At 52.8% G+C, this 21,123-nt stretch carries 15 protein-coding genes; 9 read left to right on the top strand and 6 right to left on the bottom strand.

Annotation, left to right across the window (positions count from 1 at the left end; translation table 11 throughout):
- Positions 1 to 49: 49 nt before the first annotated feature.
- The 3 genes from DES29_RS05805 to xth all read right to left on the bottom strand — a co-directional run bounded on the left by DES29_RS05805 (position 50) and on the right by xth (position 2,789).
- Positions 50 to 1,009: a sugar phosphate isomerase/epimerase family protein gene (locus tag DES29_RS05805; RefSeq protein WP_021995811.1), complete on the bottom strand. Its 960-nt coding sequence runs from the start codon at positions 1,007 to 1,009 to the stop codon at positions 50 to 52.
- Positions 1,010 to 1,158: 149 nt separating this feature from the next.
- Positions 1,159 to 1,932 (bottom strand): transporter substrate-binding domain-containing protein, encoded by a 774-nt coding sequence (locus tag DES29_RS05800; protein WP_113854564.1) that lies wholly within the window; start codon positions 1,930 to 1,932, stop codon positions 1,159 to 1,161.
- 47 nt (positions 1,933 to 1,979) lie between these two features.
- The gene (gene xth, locus DES29_RS05795; RefSeq protein WP_005431736.1) at positions 1,980 to 2,789 is read right to left on the bottom strand and encodes an exodeoxyribonuclease III; all 810 of its coding nucleotides are present in this window, start codon (positions 2,787 to 2,789) and stop codon (positions 1,980 to 1,982) included.
- 199 nt (positions 2,790 to 2,988) lie between these two features.
- Between xth and DES29_RS05790 the strand changes: the two genes are divergently transcribed.
- Both DES29_RS05790 and argF read left to right on the top strand, forming a co-directional pair.
- Positions 2,989 to 3,312: a hypothetical protein gene (locus tag DES29_RS05790; protein WP_021995809.1), complete on the top strand. Its 324-nt coding sequence runs from the start codon at positions 2,989 to 2,991 to the stop codon at positions 3,310 to 3,312.
- Between the two features lie 387 nt (positions 3,313 to 3,699).
- Positions 3,700 to 4,704, top strand: a complete 1,005-nt coding sequence (argF, locus tag DES29_RS05785) for an ornithine carbamoyltransferase (RefSeq protein ID WP_005431734.1) — start codon at positions 3,700 to 3,702, stop codon at positions 4,702 to 4,704.
- 63 nt (positions 4,705 to 4,767) lie between these two features.
- Here the strand turns inward: argF and DES29_RS05780 are convergent, their stop codons facing one another.
- Positions 4,768 to 5,703: a LysR family transcriptional regulator gene (locus DES29_RS05780; protein ID WP_005431733.1), complete on the bottom strand. Its 936-nt coding sequence runs from the start codon at positions 5,701 to 5,703 to the stop codon at positions 4,768 to 4,770.
- A 212-nt stretch (positions 5,704 to 5,915) separates the two neighbouring features.
- Between DES29_RS05780 and DES29_RS05775 the strand changes: the two genes are divergently transcribed.
- Positions 5,916 to 7,763 carry an aryl-sulfate sulfotransferase gene (locus DES29_RS05775; protein ID WP_016473726.1) on the top strand — a complete coding sequence of 616 codons (1,848 nt, stop codon included), beginning with the start codon at positions 5,916 to 5,918 and terminating at the stop codon, positions 7,761 to 7,763.
- Positions 7,764 to 7,983: 220 nt separating this feature from the next.
- Here the strand turns inward: DES29_RS05775 and DES29_RS05770 are convergent, their stop codons facing one another.
- Positions 7,984 to 10,062: a M3 family metallopeptidase gene (locus tag DES29_RS05770; protein ID WP_021994901.1), complete on the bottom strand. Its 2,079-nt coding sequence runs from the start codon at positions 10,060 to 10,062 to the stop codon at positions 7,984 to 7,986.
- Between the two features lie 500 nt (positions 10,063 to 10,562).
- Between DES29_RS05770 and dokD the strand changes: the two genes are divergently transcribed.
- From dokD to DES29_RS05740, 6 genes are all read left to right on the top strand, one after another.
- On the top strand, positions 10,563 to 11,960 hold the full coding sequence (gene dokD, locus DES29_RS05765; RefSeq protein ID WP_016473728.1) for an ornithine/lysine decarboxylase DokD: 1,398 nt from the start codon (positions 10,563 to 10,565) through the stop codon (positions 11,958 to 11,960).
- Positions 11,961 to 12,074: 114 nt separating this feature from the next.
- Positions 12,075 to 13,484 (top strand): APC family permease, encoded by a 1,410-nt coding sequence (locus DES29_RS05760; RefSeq protein WP_016473729.1) that lies wholly within the window; start codon positions 12,075 to 12,077, stop codon positions 13,482 to 13,484.
- A 15-nt stretch (positions 13,485 to 13,499) separates the two neighbouring features.
- The gene (locus tag DES29_RS05755) at positions 13,500 to 14,606 is read left to right on the top strand and encodes an alanine/ornithine racemase family PLP-dependent enzyme (protein WP_016473730.1); all 1,107 of its coding nucleotides are present in this window, start codon (positions 13,500 to 13,502) and stop codon (positions 14,604 to 14,606) included.
- Between the two features lie 129 nt (positions 14,607 to 14,735).
- Positions 14,736 to 16,148, top strand: a complete 1,413-nt coding sequence (locus DES29_RS05750) for an amino acid permease (RefSeq protein WP_165649161.1) — start codon at positions 14,736 to 14,738, stop codon at positions 16,146 to 16,148.
- Positions 16,111 to 17,484, top strand: a complete 1,374-nt coding sequence (locus tag DES29_RS05745; protein ID WP_113854563.1) for an MATE family efflux transporter — start codon at positions 16,111 to 16,113, stop codon at positions 17,482 to 17,484. The genes DES29_RS05750 and DES29_RS05745 overlap by 38 nt, the downstream gene beginning before the upstream one ends.
- 36 nt (positions 17,485 to 17,520) lie before the next feature.
- A complete protein-coding gene (locus tag DES29_RS05740) occupies positions 17,521 to 18,615 on the top strand; it encodes a porin (protein WP_016473733.1) in 1,095 nt (364 codons plus the stop codon).
- Between the two features lie 107 nt (positions 18,616 to 18,722).
- Here the strand turns inward: DES29_RS05740 and DES29_RS05735 are convergent, their stop codons facing one another.
- Positions 18,723 to 20,258, bottom strand: a complete 1,536-nt coding sequence (locus DES29_RS05735) for a sigma-54 interaction domain-containing protein (protein WP_201638724.1) — start codon at positions 20,256 to 20,258, stop codon at positions 18,723 to 18,725.
- Positions 20,259 to 21,123: the final 865 nt, after the last annotated feature.

Genomic DNA, 21,123 nt, shown 5'->3' with positions numbered 1-21,123 from the left:
TAAACGACGCCGCTAAAGTCAAAGTGCTACTGTGGCGTCTGATTTGAACTCAGCAGAGTTTCTCAAGCACACGCACCGAGTGTGCGTAAGAGAGGTTCAAGACAGTCTGACTGTCTAAGCCTGGTACAGGGACTTCCACGCCAATGGCGCAGCTGCGCGGCATGTGCTTCATGAAATCAACAAGCGGAAGCTCTCCATCGCCTGGAAGCAGGCGACCTTCTCGGGCTTCTCGAACAAGTCCTTCAAAGCCTTTTGGCGTTCCGCTTGTACTGTCAAGGTTGGCACGTCCTTCGCGCACCATCTGAATGAGCTTCATGTCAATCGGTGGCGTACGCACGGCGTCGCAAAGATGAATGTCGCCGAGGAAGCGAGCTGGCACTTTATCGATGTCGGCGGCCGTTCCGCCCGAACGGTATAGATGAAGTGAGTCGACCGCGATGGTTCCGTTCTTACGGTCGGCCATCTTAACGAGCTCATAGGCTTGTTCAAGCGTGCCGATGGTGCGCCATGCCATGAACTCAAGATCAATTCGGAATCCGTATGGTGCTGCCATGTCGCACAGTTTGCCGAACATATTCGCAAATTTCTCTTTATCAGGTGCATCGCCGCAGATGCAGAGGCTCTTGATGCCGAGCTCGCCGCAAGTGTCAAAAATCGCTTGAAACTGCATCGGATCGGTGAAGCTATTGAGTGCGAAACCATCGACACCTTGGACACGCATGCCAAGATCATTCAAAAGGTTCTTGAATGCTTTGATTTCGGCACTTCCTGCCTTGTAGGGATATGCCACCGACCCCTTAGAGATCGGATTGATGCGAATGCCGATAGCAGAATATCCGGCTCGATGCGCCTGAATAGCAAGATCTTCTGGCTTCAAATTGAGGGCAGTCAGATGAATGGCGGATAGCCCCCAATCTTTTCTGCAGGGCATGGCACGTGCCGGCAATGAAGCACTTACAGCGGCGATGCCGGTCAAAGCTCCAAGACGGAAAAGTTCGCGACGTTGCATAAATGCATCTCCTTTTGCATGAAGTCGATGCAGTCAGGCTAATCGAAGCAATCTTTTCCAAATACCTCATAAAGGAGAGTAATAAAGCACAGATTTGGCCAATGCGTATCCTGTCAGACGGTCATTTCGGCGAGTTGTGCGGTTTTTTCTTAGTGTGGAGCGTTTCCGTCAGAAGGTTTGCCTGCACCCAGCCATTTGGCAGCCAGCGTCTGAAGAACACCGGCGCGCTCCAGGCGACCCCAGGCAGAAAAGAGGATCGGGGCAAGCGGTTCGGAAGCGGCGGCCGTATGTTCTCGGCCGGGAAGCACCGGGCGGCGGGCGCCGCGGCGAACGAGCATCGTCTTCCACGCCGTGGGCGTCAGGTGGCGTCCATTCATGGCAAGCGTGAGGCGCACATCGCGGGAGGCGTACCAATGTGCCTCAAAGGAATCTGTGATCATGACGTCACCCACTTCATTGGCAATGCGGGCAGGAATGGTGGCGTTGTCTGCCACGGTGGCTACCTGTGCCCGGGTCAGATTGGTGTCCACCCAGCGTTCATTGGTGCCGCCGGGGTTCTTGATGACGCGTACATCGGGCTGATTCAGGTCTTCGGGAGTTTGAAAGCGGTCGATTGAGTCTCGCCGAATAAGCGCAACTTTGGCAAAGGGCGCATAGCGCGGCAGCGCATCGGTTAAGCGCGCGCGTTCAGGAACCCACGATACGCCGCCCGCTGCGATGTCAAAACGGCCTTCGGCGAGATCCTTCATAAACGTGGGCCAGGTTGTCAGAACGAAAAGCGGGGCTAAACCGGCTTCGCGGCAGAGCTCAGCCGCCAGATCCACATCATGCCCGGCAAATCCCAGCGGAGAATCCTCATTGATGATGCCGAAAGGAAGATAGTCTCCGGGAATGCCGATGCGGAGTTTTGGCTTAGCGTTCATGATGTCTTGTTTTTTATGGGGATCGGCTAGTTGCTCAATGATGTCACTCAGAGTGAGAGGTCCAACATAACCGGCGCATGATCTGAAGGCTGAGGATTGCCGCGGGGGCCGTCGTCAATGGACGCACTTTCAACAGCCCCTTTGAGTGCTTCGGAAACAAGCAGCAGATCAATGCGCAGACCGTGATTGCGTTCGAAGCCGCTCTGACGATAGTCCCACCAAGAAAAGCGCTCTGCGGGCTGCGTAAAGAGTCTGAAGCTGTCGTAAAGGCCGAGTGCAAAGAGGCGCTCGAGTGCCTTTCGCTCCGGCTCTGAGCAGAGAATCTTTCCGCGCCAAGCTTCCGGATTCCAAACGTCGGCGTCGGCGGGCGCAATGTTAAAGTCGCCGCCGAGCACCAGTCTGGGGGTATCGGCAAGATAAGTTTTGAGCGTACGTTCAAGCACGGCAATCCAGTCGAGCTTATAGAGATACTTTGATGAACCTACCGCTTGACCGTTGGGAAAGTAGCCCCCGCAAAAACGAATCGGCGGCTGTTCGGGAGCCGCTAGGGGTGATAGGAGTGCCGAAATAAAACGTTTTTGCGGATCGGGCCAGCCAGGGAGACCAAGCACAACATCCGAAGTCTTAACTGTTGTTTGGCGAGAACAGAGTGCAACGCCGTTATATGTTTTCTGACCTAAAAAGAAAACATCGAATCCGGCTTCGGCGAATGCGGCTTGGGGAAAAACGTCGTCAGTTGTTTTTGTTTCCTGCATGACCAATGCATCGATTTTGGCTGATTCTAGCCAGTCGAGCACCTGCGGCAGACGCACTTTAAGGGAGTTGACGTTCCAGGAGGCCAGTCGAAGTCGGGACATGATCAATGAGTCTTGAAATGCGCAGCATGCAGATTGGCGTGCTGTTCTGCGCGAAAGCACGGGTATTCTCTGCGCGCCTGAAAGAATAGGATTGCCTTAAAGCAGTTAGTTTGCCACAGGCGGCTCAGTCCGTCCCGCTAGTCAGCCGGCTGGCAGAGGCGGCCTAAAGCAAACAATGCACAGGATTTAAGGAGAGGATATGACGCAGCCCAAAGTGATGCCGAAATTGAGCGCCGGCGATCCGGCTTCCGTCATCCTGCCTCAGAGCAAGCCGACGACTGGACGTTCAAAGTCATTGAGCCGTCTGCCTTCAAAGCTTCAGCCTGCGGATCAGCGTTCACGTCGACGCTTGGGCGGCGCAGAAGAAAGCAACGGCGCATCCGTGTGCATCGTTGCGCGCGTGACGCGCGAACAGCGAGAGTTCTTTCGCGCTGTCGGCGGTGCGCGATGGGCTCGCGAAGTGGTCAACGCCTGTATTGCCGAAGCTGAGCGGCGCGGTATTGCAATACCAGCAAAAGACTGACCCTCCATTGTGACGGCTGCGCCAATTGTCTTCGGCCAGCCATCCTATTGAAGATCGCCTAACGGGCGGCGGAAAAAGACTTTTCACGAGAAGACGTTCTTTTCTTGTTCGAGTTTTTCGCCCGGCACTCGTGCGGTATCTGCACAATGGTCGACGATTAGAAACATAATAAAAACAAAGAGTTAAAGCCTAATCGGCCGTCAGTTCACATAGGGATAATGCCCTAAAGATTCAAGATCGCTTCTCCGTAGAATGAATCCACGTATCCCACGCAGAGCTGCGAAATGTCTGCTGGAAAGGGGCAGTCCTTCAAGATGAAATGCTTTGGATGATCCGCCCAGCAGTCTTATTTCGCAGTTCTTTGAACCCACTCCCAAGGAGCTTTTCATGCCGATGAATCTTCGCGGCCGCAGCCTTCTTTCCCTCGTTCACCACACGCCTGCTGAAATCGACTATCTCGTCGATCTCGCCATTGACCTTAAAAAGGCCAAGCGCATGGGCAATGAAGTGCAGCGACTCAAAGGCAAAAACATCGCCCTTATTTTTGAAAAGACCTCCACCCGCACACGCAGTGCTTTTGAAGTAGGGGCGCATGACCAAGGCGCCGGCACCACTTTCTTTGAATCCCATTCTTCGCAAATCGGTCACAAGGAAAGCATCAAGGACACGGCTCGTGTGCTCGGGCAAATCTTTGATGCCATTGAGTTCCGCGGCTTCAAGCAGGAAACGGTTGAAGAGCTGGCTGCCTACGCCGGCGTTCCGGTCTACAACGGCCTGACCGATGAATGGCATCCGACTCAGATGCTTTGCGATCTGATGACGATGAAGGAGTCCTGCGGCAAAGCCTGGAAAGACATTTCTTTTGCCTATCTTGGCGATGCCCGCTTCAATACCGGCAATTCGCTGCTGATGATTGGTGCCAAGATGGGTATGGACGTGCGCATCGGCGCACCGAAAGCCTACTGGCCTTCGGCAGAAATCATCGCTCTGGCTGAAGAGCTGGCTGCCGTTTCCGGCGCGCACATTACCATCACAGAGGATCCCAACGAGGCCGTGGCGGGCGTTGACTTCATTCACACCGACATCTGGGTGTCGATGGGTGAGCCGGCAGAGGTTTGGGCAGAACGTATTGCGCTTTTGAAGCCCTATCAGGTCAATGCTGCCTTGATGGCTGCGTCGGGGAATCCGCAAGTGAAGTTCATGCATTGTCTGCCGGCCTATCACAATGACGAAACCAAGGTTGGCGCCAATGTGATTGCGGAGCATCCTGAACTTGCCGACGGCGTGGAAGTGACGGAAGAAGTGTTTGAGTCTCCGGCCTCTATCGTCTTTGAGCAGGCGGGCAACCGTATGCATACCATCAAAGCGCTGATGGTTGCGACACTCGCCTAAAAGACTGAGCCGCTCAAACTCAGTCTGGTTAGGGCCGTCTTTCCCAATACAGGAAGGGCGGCCTTAATGCTTTTGGTTAAAGCAAGAGACGAAAACGGCGCGCAGCCATTCTAAGGCGGGATCATCATCACGCCGTCCGTGCCGCAGAAAGCCCAGCGGATATCCGCAGCCTAAGGACGCAAGACTCAGAGCGGTGAGTCCGCCGCGACGACAGAGTTCACGCGCAAGCGGGGAATAGACCACCATGGTGAGGTCACTCTCTGGAAGCAGTTCAGTTGCAGCTTGAACATAAGGACACCAAAGGGCCGTGTGCTGCTCAGGAAGTTTGCCTTTGAAAATCCAATGATCGAGCCCGCCCGGCGCGCGCGTACCGAAGCTGTCGATGGTTGTTTCGATTTTTTCGTAGCGCTTAAGCGCCGACCAGTCTGGCGTGCCGTCTCTATTGACTTCGGTTAGCCATGGGTGGTTGGTTCGCATCAGGATATCGAAGTCGCAGGTGGCTAAAAACTGAGCTTTGATGTCCGGAGATACGTTGTCCGTCATGGGAAAGATCATCGCATCGAGCTCGCCGGTTTTGAGCGCTTCATGACCCGCATCACTCACTGCTTCAATAACAATGCTCACGCCTGGTGCAAGCCGCCGTACTTCGCGAAAGACATCTGCAAAGTGCGCGAGAAAGAGCTGTTCGTGGAGCATCACACGGAATATCCGTTTGATGTGTGATGGGCGAAAGACCTGCGGTTCGTGAGTCAAAGCATCCATTTCCGCAAGAATGCGTTCAACGCGGGGGAAGAGCCGTCGGCAGGCATGAGTAGGCGTCATGGCCGAAGCGCTTCGAATGAAAAGTTCATCCTCCACAGCCGCACGCAGACGCGCCAGCATGCGGCTGGCCGTGGGCGTACTGACATTCAGGCGAACGGCTGAATCTTTGAGTGAATGCGTTTTGTAGAGAAGAACCAGAAGTCGGAGTTCTTCAATGGCGAGTTTGTCGATGTGCATGAGAAAGCGCTGTTCGTGCGGCGGATGGAATGCTACGGATCGTAGGGCGAGATACAGGGGAGATCAAGACGCCGTGATGCAAGAAAAACGATCGGCCCGACGCGAAAGATGAAACGGGCGTTGAGGAAAGCCGCAATGCGGCGGTCAAGCCTTGAAAAATAGAATTTTTCCTCAGCAATTAATCCAAACCACTGCTATCAAGGAGAGATCCAATGTCTAAGCAGAAAGCTCATCAGAAGCTCAATCAGCTGACCGCCGTATTGATGATGGCTGCGGCAGCTGCGCTTGCTGCTCCAGCCGTTCAGGCAGGTGCTGGTCCTTCGGGTCCGGGCTATACGTATGAAGTGCCTGGTCAGCTCGGTGCTGTCGCCGTGAACCCCTACAAAATCGCGCCGCTCACTGCGGTCATCTACAACGGCGGTTATGTGCTGAAGAACGTTTCAGTGCGCATCGTCCCGAAACAAAACGGACAGGAAATCGCCTACAAAGTGGGCGACAACCAGGCTAAGACCTATGGCGGCATTCCGGTTTTTGGGCTTTATGCTGACTGGCGTAATACCGTGGAAGTGGAGTATGACCGCTGGCAAGGCGATCAGATGAAGCACATTAAGGAGACGTACCGAATCTGGACAGCGCCTGCTTATGTTGAAACAGACGGCTACGGCGCCCGCGATACGGGTTTCTTTAATCCGGAAGTGAAGAAGGTTGATCCGGAATTCAAGGATCGTCTCTATTTCGTCAACAACCTCGGGCAGCTTGACGCACGCAGTACCAAGACCGTTTGGAATAACCCTGTGGGCGGCGCGCTGCAGTGGAACTATTCGCCGCAGAACACGATCATTGATACGACGGGCGAAATTCGCTGGTACATGCTGCCCGAAACCATTTATTCCTTTGACAACATTTGGTACGGCGGCACGATGATGGGCTTCCGTCAGGAAGCTGACGGCGCAATGAGCTGGGGTTACGGTCAGCGCTACGCTAAGTATGACATCATGGGTCGCGAGATCTTTAATCGCCGTCTGCCGACCGGGTATGCCGACTTTTCGCATGCTTCGAAAAAGATTGAATCGAACGGCCACTATCTGCTGCGCGTAGCTTCCGACGGATACAAACGCCCGGACAACAAGATTGTGCGCACCGTGCGCGACGTGATCCTTGAGGTGGATGGCGACGGCAATGTGGTTGACGACTTCCGGCTCTTTGAAATTCTCGATCCGTACCGCGACAACGTGCTCAAAGCGATTGACCAGGGTGCGGTGTGCCTGAATATCGACCCGGCCAAGCAGGGCAAGACCCTGACGGCTGAAGAACTTGCCAAGCAGGATCAAAACGATCACTTCGGCGACATTGTCGGCAGCGGTGCCGGGCGCAACTGGGCGCACGTCAACTCTGTGGACTACGATGAAACCGATGATTCCATCATCATCAGCTCTCGCCATCAGTCAGCGATTATCAAAATCGGCCGCGACAAGAAGGTGAAGTGGATTCTCGGCTCGCACGAAGGCTGGAAGACGCCTTATCAGGATAAGCTCCTGCAGCCGGTTGACAAGAACGGCAAGCCCATCAAGTGCGAAGGTTCCAAGTGTGAAGGCGACTTCGACTGGACTTGGACGCAGCATACGGGCTGGAAGGTGAGAAGCGAGCTGAGCAAGGGAGATGTGATCTATATCTCGGCCTTTGACAATGGCGATGCCCGCGGTATGGAGCAGCCCGCGCTGCCAGAAATGAAGTACTCTCGAGCGGTGGTCTACAAAGTCGACCAGAAGAAGATGACGGTTGAACAAGTGTGGGAATACGGCAAGGAGCGCGGCCACGCTTGGTACAGCCCGGTGACGTCACTGACGGAGTACTACGGCGACAAGGATTCCATCATGGTCTACTCGGCGACGGCCGGTGCGGAATTCGATTGGAAGACCTTCTCCTATACGAAATTCCCGTCGCCCGTGATTGATGAATTCAAGTGGCTTGCCAAAGAGCCTTCGGTTGAAATCATTCTTCACGGCGCAGAAGGCTATCAGGCGTTTCCGTTTGACGTGAAGAAAGCCTTCCATCCATAAACGGTATGGAATGACGGTTTTCAGTTGCGCTGATCATGCGCTCTGAATGCCGCTTCAGCCCAATAAAAAGCCGCCGGCCTTTTAGAGTGTCCGGCGGCTTTTGGCTGTCTGCAATGCGGATTCATTCCGTGATCGAACTAGGCAGGGCGGCAGGGCCGTTGCCGCTGCAGCGAGATGCCTCGCCCAATCCCTAATGGCATTGGGCGGGAATGCGGCATGCTTAATGCTTTTGAGACTCGATGATGCCCGAGAGACGAAGCAAGGGGTCGAGTTCAGGCTTACGGCCGCGGAAAGCAACGAAATTGTCGATCGCGTCACGGCTCGAGCCGCGCTCGAGAATTTCCTTCAAGTAGCGTCGCCCCGTGTCGGGGTTGAGAACGCCTTCTTCTTCAAAGGCGCTGAAGCAGTCCGCCGAGAGGACCTCCGCCCATTTGTAGCTGTAGTAACCCGCACCGTAGCCGCCCGCAAAAATATGCGAGAAGCTCTGCGGGAAGCGGTTCCAAGCGGGCGGGAAGACGACGGCAACCTCACGGCGCACGGACTCCAGCAGTGCCTGCACGGAATCCGTCTTCGGATTGAAGGCCGAGTGGAGCAGCATGTCAAAGAGGGCGAACTCAACCTGACGCACGCAAAATGCACCGGCCTCATAGTTTTTGGCGGCAATCATTTTGTCAAAGAGTTCGTCGGGGAGCTCTTCACCCGTTTCGACGTGAGCGGAGATGCTCTTGACAATTTCGTGTTCCCAAGCGAAGTTTTCGAGGAATTGGCTGGGCAGTTCGACCGCGTCCCACTCGACGCCGTTGATGCCGGAGACTTGCGGTTCGGTTTGAGCGGTGAGGATGTGGTGCAGCGTATGGCCGAATTCATGGAAAAGCGTCGTTACCTCGTCGTGCGTCATCGTGGCTTCACGGCCTGCCTGCGGGGCCGCAAAGTTGGTGACAAGATAAGCGATCGGAGTAATGAGCTTGCCGTCTTCAATTCGACGAGTACGTTCGCCGTCCATCCAGGCGCCGGAGCGCTTGCCTTCTCGGGCATAGAGGTCAGCATAGAAGGCGGCGATTTTTTCGCCGTTGCGTTTCACTTCAAAATACTTGACATCCGGATGCCAGACGGAAGCCTGAGCTTCTTCGATTTCGATGCCAAAGAGCTTTTCGACCAGGCCGAAAAGTCCCTTGAAGACCGCACGCTGTGTGAAGTAGCGCTTCACTTCCGCGTCGGAATAGCTGTAGCGGGCCTCGCGAAGCTTTTCTGCAGCATAAGCGCGGTCCCACGGCTCAATTTTGTCGATGCCGAGTTCGTCTCGGGCATAGGCGTCGACCTGAGCGACGTCGTCCTCTGCACGAGGTTTAGAGCGGCGGGCAAGATCGCGCAGAAAGTCCAGTACTTCCGCAGGGCTCTTGGCCATCTTGGTCGCAAGCGACAATTCACCGTAATTCTTAAAGCCGAGCAGCGACGCTTCTTCAGCACGCAGTTCGAGAATGCGCTTGATGAGCGGCGTGTTGTCAAATTTGCCGCCGTCAAATTCCGAGGCGCGTGTGGAGAACGCACGGTATAGCGCTTCGCGAATGCCGCGGTCAGCGCAGTACTTCATAGCAGGGAGGTAGGACGGATACTGCAGCGTCAGGCGAAAGCCCTTTTTCCCGGCAGCTTCGGCACTCGCCCGATAGAGGGCTAGCGTTTCCTCCGGAATGCCGGCAAGACGTTTTTCATCTTCAATGAGGAGTTCGTAGGCGTTGGTGGCATCCAACAGGTTTTCGCTGAATTTCTGCGAAGTCTGCGAGAGTTCTTGTCCAATCGCTTTCACGCGTTCGCGTTGCACTTTGGGGAGCGACGCACCCGACAAGCGGAAGTCTCGCAGTTCCCGTTCAACAATGCGGCGGCGCACCGGGGCAAGCTCTTCGAACTCAGGCGAAGCGGCGAGTTCTCGGTACTTGTCGCAGAGCTTTTCATCCTGAGAAAGCCGGAGGAAAAGATCCGTGGCGATAGGCAGCGCCTCATTGAAGGCGTCGCGGAGCGCCGGTGTATCTACAACGCTCTGCAGATGTCCGACAGCCCCCCAGGCTCTTCCAAAAGCAAGCACAGCCTTTTCGAGCGGCTCAACCGTGTTTTCCCATGACGCCGGAGTGGACGGCGCATCGGCTTTTTCAAGCGCCGCTTCAACCTGAGCGGCAAGCGACTTGACGGCCGGCACGACATGTTCGGGACGCACGGAAGCGTAGTCGATCAGATCCGTGATCGAGAGCAAAGGGTTAGGTGTCGTGTCGGAGGTGGGCATGATTTTTTTCAGAAAGTTGAACATTGGCGCTTCGAACGGACTTTAGTCAATCCGGACGGAGAGCGGAGAGGCTTGGAGGCTGGTCTCCGCTGATGAAAAGAAATACATGCGCCCGAAGAGCGCTTCAAGCGTGCGCAGCCTTCGGGCGGTAGGGTGTTCGGTACAGGTCTGTTGCAGCCTGCAGTCTCTGATTGTAGGGCGTGGCTCATGACTGTGCGCGGTTCAAGCGCTTTCAATGGCCGCCTGCGGTGCAATGCGGGATGTGCAGAACCCGCGGAAGAAGGGTGTTTATAAGCAATCACGTCTCGATGCGGCTGCAGTTTGCATGGGACAAAACTGACAAATTTTGATCACTACACACATCTGCCTATGGTGAATTTTTGTCACTGATTAATTTTCACCACACCTCTGATAAGGCGATATTCCGTATATAACAAATAATTACGAATTGGCATCACTTCTGCGTTGTATGAACTTGAAATGCCCCGCATATGGGTTTCATTTTCATTCATTCAGGAGCTGTCATGAGCGATAAGACCACCGAAATCTTTGAGCACCTTCGTTACAACCTTATCACGAAGGATCGGCGCTTTAGCGAGGTAAACGGAAAGCTTTGCTTCGAAGGCGTCAATGTCGAAGAGCTCGCCAAGAAATATGGTTCGCCGGTCTATGTTTATTCCGAAAAGGAGCTGCTGCGCAATCTCGCTGAAATTGAAGAGGCATTCAAAGGACATAAGAACACCAAGATCTTCTATGCATCCAAGGCCTGTTCTGTCATGGCTATTCTGCGAATTCTTAAGGATGCAGGCTGCGGCATTGAGACGAATTCGCTCAATGAAATCAAGAAGGCTGTAGAAATCGGTTTCAAAGGCGAAGATATCGTATTCAACGGGGTTATGAAGACCCGTGAAGACTTGGAATACGCCATTGCTCATGACCTTTACCTCATCAATGTTGACTCTCTTTATGAGCTCGACATGATCGATGAGATTTCCCGTGCTCAAAAGAAAGTGGCGCATGTCTGTGTCCGCGTTGAACCCAATGTCCCGTCGGCCACGCATCCTGGTCTGGTGACTGCATTCCACGCGAAGTCCGGCATTGATCTGCAGCAGGCCGAAGGTGCTGTTCGCCGCATTCTGGAGATGCCGTATGTTCAGGTTCGCGGTCTGCACATGCATGTCGGCGATCAGGTGCCCGAAAGCGAACCGTTTGCCAAGGCCACCGCAGTTCTCGTCAATGAAAGCATTCGTTTGGAAAAGCTCTTTGGCATTAAGTTTGATTTGATTAATGTGGGCGGCGGCATCCCGGTGCCTTACAAGTACGACGAAGAAAATGGCGACCCGCTTCACGACAACATGTATGCGGGTATCAATTCGAAGGACTTTGCCGACGCCATCATCGGTGAGGTGCAGAAGTGGGGCGAAGACAAGCAGATCTGCATCGAACCCGGCCGCAAGATTCCTTCCTCAGCCGCGGTAATGCTCTCCACGATCAAGTGCGAAAAGATTAAGACGAACTATGACTTGGAGGGCAATGTTCAGTGTCATGTGGATTGGAAGTTCTGTGACGCGGGTTACAACGTCATGGCCGACGCTCAGCACTACGCTTGGTTCTTCTACATCTACAACGCGAGCCGCATTGCTGAACCGCACGATCATTACGTCAAGATCGCCGGTCCGCTTTGTGACGGCGGCGACTATTACCACATGGGCGTCAAAGGCGAAGAGTTCCTGATGCCTAAGGACACCACGATCGACGATGTCTTCGTCTTCCTCGATGCAGGCGCGTACTCGATTGAAAGTCAGACGGTCTACAACTGCCGCGCCCGCACGGCTGTTGTCTTGATCGACAAGGACGGCAAGGATCGTCTCATCCGGCACGCAGACACCTACGAAGACATGGTTTCGTACGACATCTACTAACCATTTTGGGACCTTCCCAAAGAAAGCGGCTGACTTCTTGCTCAGTCGTCAGCCGCCTCAACTCACCCCTGCGCTGCAGGTTCTGCATCGCAGATATTCAGACTGGAGAATCGAATGTCTGAAGACAAAAACAACACGCTCTTGGGGATTCGCGACATCGTGATCATGAATGTGATTGCGATTCTCTCACTTCGTCAAATTCCCAACGTAGCGCCCTACGGGGCCTCCGCAATGCTGCTGTGGCTGCTCGCTGCAGTTTGCCTATTCCTGCCGCTTGCGATGGTCTGCGGTGAACTCTCTACCGGCTGGCCGAAAGACGGCGGCATTTTCGTTTGGGTAAAGGAGGCCTGGGGCAAGCGCGTCGGCTGGATCATCGTGGTCTGCTACCTCTTTTCCTGTGTGCTTTTCTTCCCCCTGATGCTGCAATTCGCCTTTACGGCGCTCGGGTACGTCATCTCGCCAGAATTGGCAGAGAACCCGACATTCATCGGTGTGAGCTCCATTGTGATCTTCTGGTTCCTCACCTTCATGAACATTAAAGGCATGCAGTGGACGAAGATCATCAACTCGGTTTCAGCCTGGCTCGGTGTATTTATTCCGGCCGCCATCCTGATCCTCGTTGCCGGTGCCTGGCTCATTTCCGGTCATCCCATGTCGACGGACTACATGACGGCAGCCAACTGGATGCCGGACTTCACCAAGTGGGACACGATCGTCTTCCTTTCTTCAATGATGTTCGCATTCGCCGGCTTTGAAGTTGCTCCGATGGTTGCTGGCCGCACAAAGAATCCGCAGCGCGACTTCCCGCGAGCGATGGCGCTTTCAGCCATTGTCATCGTCGGCATTTACATGATCGGCACGATTGCTGTGAATACGCTGGTTCCTGCGGGGAAAACAGACATCGTGGCCGGCATTATGCAGGCTATGAAGTCCGGTGCTGAGACGCTGGGTGCCCCTTGGCTCCTTCCGCTGATGGCCGTCTGCCTCTTCTTCGGCGCAGTTGGTCAGGTCAACTCCTGGCTTGTGGGGCCGATCTACATGCTTCAGGAAGCTTCTCGCGAAGACAAGATTCTGGGTGAGAACGTTGCCAAACTGCATCCGAAGTACGGAACGCCCGCCTTTGCCTTGATTATTCAGGCCGTGATCGTGAGCATCCTCTGCCTCTCGACCTTCATCTCTCCCTCTGTGGCAGCGGCTTATTGGATGCTGACCGCACTTACCACGATCTGCTACTTCATCCCTTACCTCGTGATGTTCCCGTCGTTCATTCGTCTGCGCCAGATCCAGCCGAATGTGCCTCGCTCCTTCCGCATCCCCGGAAAGATCCTGCCCATCGTTTTGCCTCTTCTTGGTTGGTGCTCGATCTTCTTTGCTGTGGTTCTCGTCTTCATTCCGCCGGCTGAACTCGATATGGGCGGCTACGGCTTCTATCTGGCCAAGCTGCTTGGCGGTGCGGTGCTCGCTATCGCGCTGGCGGAATGGACATATCACCGCGCACAGAAGCGCAATGCGGCAAACAAGTAATTTGGAGATTTCAGGATGTACAAACCCATTCTTACGATTGACCTTCCTAAATTGCGCGACAACGCTCGCGTCGAAAAGAAGGAGCTTGGTGAACACGGTATTGAAGTCATGGCCGTCAATAAAGTCTTTAACGGCTGCGTAGCTACTGCGCGTGCCGTACTCGAGGGCGGTATTGATGTGATTGCTGAGTCCCGCACCTACAATCTCAAAAAACTCAAAGACGCCCTCGGGTGTCGTACCTGCCTGCTGCGCAGTCCTGTGCTGAGTGAAATTGAAGACGTCATCCGCTACGCCGATATTTCGCTTAACTCAGAAGTCGCAGTTATCAAGGCGCTTTCGGCAGAAGCTGTCCGTCAGGGTAAAACGCATGAAGTTCTTCTCATGGTCGACATGGGCGACCTCCGGGAAGGGATCATGTTCGATCACTATCAGGACATTGTTGATACGGTAAAGCTCATCAATGAGCTGCCTAACCTCAAGCTCTATGGTCTCGGCACCAATTTCAACTGCTACGGCACGGTGATGCCTACGGTGAAGAACGGCTGCGATTTCCGAGACATTGCGAGAAAGGTCGAGGCTGACACAGGCATCAAGATTCCTCGGCTTTCTGCGGGCAACTGCACGAGCTACGTGTTGATTGATCAGGGCAAGTGGCCAGAGGGACTCAATCATCTTCGCATCGGCGGTCTCCACGAGTACGGCATTGAATACGTCAAAGTGCACTACCTCGACCAGTACCACCACTCGCAGAAGCCGGTCGAAAAGGTCTGTTCTCCGCTCTATACATTGACGGCCGAAATCATTGAACTCAACTCCAAACCCACTGTACCGATCGGCGAGCTTGGTGTTGACGCATTCCTGCAGACGAAGACGTTTGAGGACCGCGGCATTCGTCGGCGTGCACTCCTCGCTTTCGGCCGTCAGGATGTGCCAAGTGAAAACTGTGTGCCCTGCGACGATTCGATCACTGTGCTCGGCCAGACGTCCGATCACACCATCATCGACATCGAGGACTGCAAGACGCCGCTCAAAGTAGGCGACAAGGTTTCTTTCGAACTCGACTACACAGGGCTGTTAGCGGCGTGCACAACAGACGGAGTGGAAAAGCGCTTCATCAATTGATGCCGTCAGGCTGAAAACATGACTCACCCCCTCTGCGGCAGATGCGGCAGAGGCGGTGAGTCCACCTGAGTTTCCTCCTTGCTTATGAGGGCGGGCTCTCGAGCAGACCGGCTCGCCCCCTTTTGACTTATGAGTTCGAAGCCTCCCGAGCCTTCCGGCAAATTGTCTTCTTCGGTTAAGCCGCGTCATGTCACCATGATTAGTCTGGGCGGCACAATCGGTGCGGGACTTTTCATCGGCATTGCTGAACCGCTGACGCAAGCCGGTCCACTAGGAACCATCCTTGCTTACTTTGCCGCAGGGCTTGTAATGCTCGGGACCATGATGTGTCTCGGAGAACTTGCAACTTCCTTTCCTCATTCAGGCAGCTTTCAGTACTACGCCTACAAATTTTTCCCCAGCCCTCTGCTTTCCTACACCATCGGATGGATGTATTGGCTCAGTTGGGTTTTTGCGCTGGCCGCAGGACTTGTTGCCGCAGGGATCGTGTCGCACGAAATGTGGCCGAACATCCCGATCTGGCTTTATTGCGGCGGATACCTCGCCGTACTCACATTGGTCAACATGCTCTCTGCGGGCGCATTTGGTGAATTTGAATATTGGCTCGCCGGCATCAAAGTCTTTGCCATCGTTTTCTTTATCGCCTGCGGTATTTGGCTCATTAGCGATAAAGCCTCAACAACCGAATGGGTGCCGACACTGCGGGTGGAGGGGGAACTCTTCCCATTCGGCATTGCCCCGATTTTTCAGTGCATGGCCATCGTGGTGTACTCATTTCAGGGGGCGGAATTAGTCGGCAATGTGGCCAGTGAAGCGCCGCACCCGGAGCAGGCGCTTCCGAAGATCATCCGAACGATTGGTATACGCATCATCCTCTTTTACATTCTCGCGGTCACCGTGCTCGCCATCCTGAATCCGAGCGGCTGGGTTAAAAGCAGCGATAGCGGTCCGTTTGTGGAAGTGTTCCGCGAAATCGGACTTCCAGGTTCAGAAGACTTCATGAAGCTGGTGATTCTTTCGGCCTCTCTTTCTGCCGTCAATTCCGCCATTTTCGCCTGCTCGCGCATGTTCTGGTCTATGGCGCAGTCGGGGATGACCCCGGCATTCTTTAAAAAACTGAGTGTCAACGGCGTTCCGCGCCGTGCAATTTGGTTCTGCGCAGCTTTGTCACTGGTCTGCATCTTCACGCAATTTATCAACGCCCGCAGATTCTTTCTTTTCCTGGTTGCAAGTACGGCCCAAGTGGGCTGCGTCGCCTGGATCGTCATCTGCGCTTGTCAGCTTAAATACCGTGCATTGGTCAACAGCGGTCTCGAACCTTATCTGCAAAGCACCTATCGCGTTCGGTGGCATCCATGGACGGGGGTCATCGTTATCACCGCCAATGTACTGATCATCGTCAGCGGCTGGTTCGGCACTGACGGCTTCTCCATGTTTCTCGCAGAGGCCGGACTCACCGGGTTAGTGATTCTTTCCTATTTCCTTTTCTATAAAAGTCCTTCGGATGATGCCAACCAGAACGAAGCTTCGTGCCGGCGTTAAGAGCATCCTTAAGCTCGCTGCGCCTATAGGCGCAGCAAACCTAGCCATCGTGTGCTCCGGCACGATCGATACGATCATGGCTGGGCAAACTTCGGCGGAAGATCTCGCCGGGGTTGCGCTTGGCATCGCTGTAGCAACATGGATTTCGATTTCATTGGCAGGCATTCTGCAGGGTGTTTCGCCAATTTCCGGGTTTGCATTCGGCGCTAAACGATTTCGCGAAGTCGGTGACTCACTTCATCAATGCCTTTATTTGGCTGTCGGTCTCGCTGTTCCCGGCTTGGTGCTGACCCTGCAGACCAAAATGTGGATGGCTGTTGCCGAGACCTCCGGCTTGGTCGCAGAGATCGCTTCCCAATACCTTCTTTTCGCCGGCCTGGCACTTCCGGCTATTCTTTGCGGTCGAACTTTCATTGCAGTCAATGCCGCGGTTTCGCGACCCGCAGCATCCATGTTCGTGACGCTCGGGATTGTCGTTTTGAAGATCCCCGTGAATTGGTTCTGCATGAATAAGCTGGGATTTGGCGGGGCTGGTACAGGGCTTTCAACCTGCATGCTTTCTTGGCTTGCGTTGGGTGCTTATGTGCTGATTTGGCGTATTGACCCCTATTACCGAGCCATGCGATCAAGACGATGGTGCAGGCCATCGATGAAGAGCATCTGCATTCAGCTCAAAATCGGCGTGCCTATCGGATTGTCGATTTTCTTTGAGATGACTTCCTACACGCTGATGGCGATTTTTATTGCTCGTTTCGGTGCGGTCTCTCTTGCCTCTCATCAGATCGTAGCCAACCTGGTATGGCTCTATTACGTTGTTCCATTTGCAGTCGGGGTGGCAGGCACCGTTTTAGTTTCTCAAAGTCTTGGTGCCGGTTCACCGGAAAGTGCTCGCTACGCAGCTTTTCTCGTCATGATCATGGCGCTTTTTCTAGCTGTTGCAGTCTCCATTATCAATTTCATCTTTCGCAGCGAAATCGCTTCGCTCTACTCGTCTGATGAAGCGGTGCAAAAAATGGCGGTGAGCTTCATCACCGTAGCCAGTGCTTATCACATCGCGGACGCTATTCAGTGCTCCGGCAGCTGCGTTCTTCGCGGTTACCGCATCACGCTCATCCCCATGCTTGTGCACAGCTGTCTGCTGTGCGGGGTTGGGCTTTCTTTGGGTTCATGGTTTGCAGGGCTTTTTCCTGCAGATCCTTTCTCTCTCGGCGCGCTTGGCTTTTGGATCGGCGCCGCAGTAGGGCTCGCCTTCGCTGCGCTGGTGATCGGTCCCTTCACGCTTGCTTCTGCCAATCGGCAGGCCGGCAGGCGGGTCCTGAATCTTCATCTCAACTGAGGTGAAGTTCATTCTGTTCTCTCAAGGATGACAAACATGCAGTCTATCTTCACTCGCAAAATTTTGGTCTGTGCCGTTCTGGCTGCGGCTGCTCTGGGTTCCGCTGCAGTTAGTTCCGCCGCGGAAACCCGTATCTACGGTACTGTCGATACGGGTTTCCGCATGACCAATGTGCGCGGAGGTGACACTACCTTCGAGCTCGTTTCCGGCGATAACTACTCTCCGGCCTTCGGATTAGAGGGCAGCGAAGAACTGACCGGCAGCACAGAAGTCTTTTTCAAGCTCGAACAAGGCTACAGCGTTGACGATGGTTCAATGACCTTTGAAGGCCGCATGTTTGGGCGTGAATCGGTATTGGGGCTGCGCGGTTCTTTCGGTACGATCGCTATCGGCCGCATGGGATCCATCGGCAGCGCTGCAGGCACTTATGACATGGCTTGCGCCTTAGATCCTTTCGGCGCTGGGTATACCGACGCAGGCATTCAGGCCACGATGATTGAAACCTCACGTCTTGACAATGCTGTGACCTATGTTTCACCGGAATTTGCCGGCTTTAAGTTTACAGCTCAATATTCCAACCAAATCGGCTACACAGAGTCCAGTACAGAAAGCAGTCACTGGAATGAAAATACGCGCTACACCGGACTCGGACTGCAATATGACATCGGCGGACTCCATGCACAGGTGATGTTCGAGCGCGAATGGAAGAAGCACTCTGACCCGACGGATGATGCTTACTTCATCACCGGCGGCATCTCCTATGATTTTGGTTTTTTGACGCTCTATGGCGCTGCTCAATATGCGAAAAACTACGGCGCCGGCTCCCAGTTTGGCGGCTGGTGGTACGAAGTGAGCAGTGAGGACATGGTTAATCAAAATGACTCGTACATGATTGGCGTCGGAAAAACACTTGGTGAAGCATGGCTCATGGCCAGTGTTCAGTACATGAACGGGAAAACGGTTGCCGGAGAAGATGTGAACCGCTATGTGGCCGGCATAGGTGCTACCTATAACCTTTCAGGGCGCACTTCTCTTTACAGTGCATTGAGTTACTCCAATGCTGATGGTTCGTTGGAGGAGGCTGGTCTGGACCGCACTGTCCTCAATTTCGGCATATCACATACTTTCTAAATCATAAAAACTAACTAATTATTTGAAGTTTCTCCAGCGAAGAGGTGATGTAATGTTGGGAATAACATCATCTCTTTCGCTGGAGTTTATTTTAAGATATTGCTTTGTTATTCAACTTCTACTCGAGAAATAAAGCCGTGAGGAATGCCTAATTTTTTCAATTTATAATTGAGAGTACTGCGATTTACGCCTAATAGGCTGCTTGCCTCTGAAACATTCCCTTTTGCTTTCTTCAGTGCTGTTGAGAGTATTTTTCTTTCAAAGTCATCGACCATTTCGTTATATGGCTTGTCGATGGTTAAATCTTCTGCTGTTGCGTTGTTATCTGCTTTCTTGATGTTTAATGAGGCTGGTAATTCTTCTGATATTTGTTTGGGGAAGTCTTCATTGAGCTGCGACAAGTCTGACTCTGATGTGTCAAAAAATACTTCTGATATTGGGCCGTCTTCTTTCTGCATAACCATCGTACGCAGAACGGTGTTCTCCAGCATCCGTATATTGCCTGGCCATGGTTTAGCCATTAGCTGGTCAAGTACATTTTGTGTGACGCCGGTGATGTGATGCGCCACATCCGCAGCGTATTTTGCAATGAAATACTCTACTAAAAGCGGTATGTCTTCACGGCGTTCTCGCAGCGGAGGCAACTCAATCTGCCCGACACATAGACGCCAATAAAGATCTGCCCGCAAAGTTCCCTTCTCAATCAATCTGAGCGGGTTTTCGTTCATGGCCACAATGATTCGGACATCGCTTGTGAGCTGTTTGGGGCTGCCGACGCGACTGAAAGTTCGATTTTGCAGGAATCGAAGAAGTTTGACCTGCATGGATGGCGGCATGGAGTTGAATTCATCTAGGAACAGTGTGCCGCCATTAGCAAATTCCAAATAACCTTGTGAATTATCTGCGCCGGTGAAAGCGCCTTTAATCGTTCCAAAAAGACTGGAATCAATTAATGTTTCCGTGAGTGCGCCGCAGTTGAGTGTTACAAAAACATTATTTTTACGGTTGCTCTCACTCTGTATGAGCTGAGCAATAAGCTCTTTGCCTGTGCCGGATTCTCCCATAATAACTACAGGTACATTGGATGCGGCCAACATGCGGGCATCCTCAATGATTTTAAGCATCAAAGGCGATCTTGTGATGATTTTTACAGAAGATTCACCAGGTCGTATCTGTTTATTTTGGCGACTTTGCAGCTTTTTAGTGAGAAGCAGAATCTGATTTTGCAGTTTGGTAATCTGCGAAACATCCCAGCCAATTTCTATAGCGCCAACCGTTTGCCCAATTTGATTGAAAAGGGGAGTGGTTGTATGCATGTAGTTGAGCAGTTTTCCTCTCGCATTAAAGTAATTTTGTTCATGCGAGGAATAGCATCGACCAGTCTGTAACGATTGCAACATAGTGCTTTCTTCTGGGCGCATTTTCTTATAAACATTCAGCAGAAGATTGCCTAAGGCAAATTCGCGAGAGCATCCGTCAATTTCTGCGCTTTCTTCGTTATAGTAAACGTACCGTCCTTCCACATTGATAATCGCAATAGGAAAGTGCAGACAATCCAAAAAAAGTTTCATTGAATTTAGAATTTTTTGAATATATGCATTACTTTCCTCTAAAGATGCGATTTTAGATTTCGATTCGATCATAAGCAGACTTGATCCTCTGAAACACATATCCATTCGAACAGAAATGTGATATGAACAGAGATATGAAATGAGGAGAAACCGAGTGAAGGTGAGTATGGCCAGATGGACTGCCGGGTATGCAGGATGAAAAAATAATCACGCTCTAGGTCCACACATACGTCAGCAAGAGCGATTTATTCGCTCATAGAGTGAACTTTAATGCCTTACAAACCTTTTCTATGAGGCACTGTCAGACCCTCTGTTGCGTACAAATTCAAGGGTTGAGATCAGGTTATGGTTCTCTCATTGTGGCACATCATGAGGGGAGAAGATAGATCTCTGCAGCAGCTCACTGATCATCGCCGGCTCGCTGTGAGTGGCCTGCATTCAAGCGAGGCTGGTGTATGATGCTTTATTAAAAAAGAAATGGTATTTTGCTTTATTTCTAAATAAAACAAGCATCTTATTTAGAAATAAAAGATAAAGATGTCTGCTGAATATTGACTTCCATAGCTGTCGACTGTTAGACAAGCGTTTTAATGGCTTCAAAAGACCTTCGCAGGTGGAATGGTCTTCCTCCCAACAGAGGTATTGAGAGTCGATATTTATACTCTTAAAAAGGTATTGTGCCCAATTTTATTTTCATTTGGGCGGCATCAGTTTTCGGTCCATCATAGCTTGTCTGAATGGGAAGACCGAGAGAGTGTGCGGTACTGGTTTAGGTTATTTCGAAGACAATATCAAGATTCGGGCAGAGATTATTCAAGGACAATCTCTGCCCTATTTATGGTGCGCCCGGCAGCGCACGTGTGATTGTGTGGTGAAAGTCCACTGTCCGCCCGGTCGCGGGAAGGACTAGTAACTCGGCAGAGTCGAGGAGGCAACG

Origin of the sequence: Sutterella wadsworthensis, from assembly GCF_003315195.1 — a bacterium.
GTDB classification, from domain to species: domain Bacteria; phylum Pseudomonadota; class Gammaproteobacteria; order Burkholderiales; family Burkholderiaceae_F; genus Sutterella; species Sutterella wadsworthensis.
Note: the sequence above shows the minus strand (reverse complement) of the source record. Positions and strands in the feature narration are given on the sequence as shown.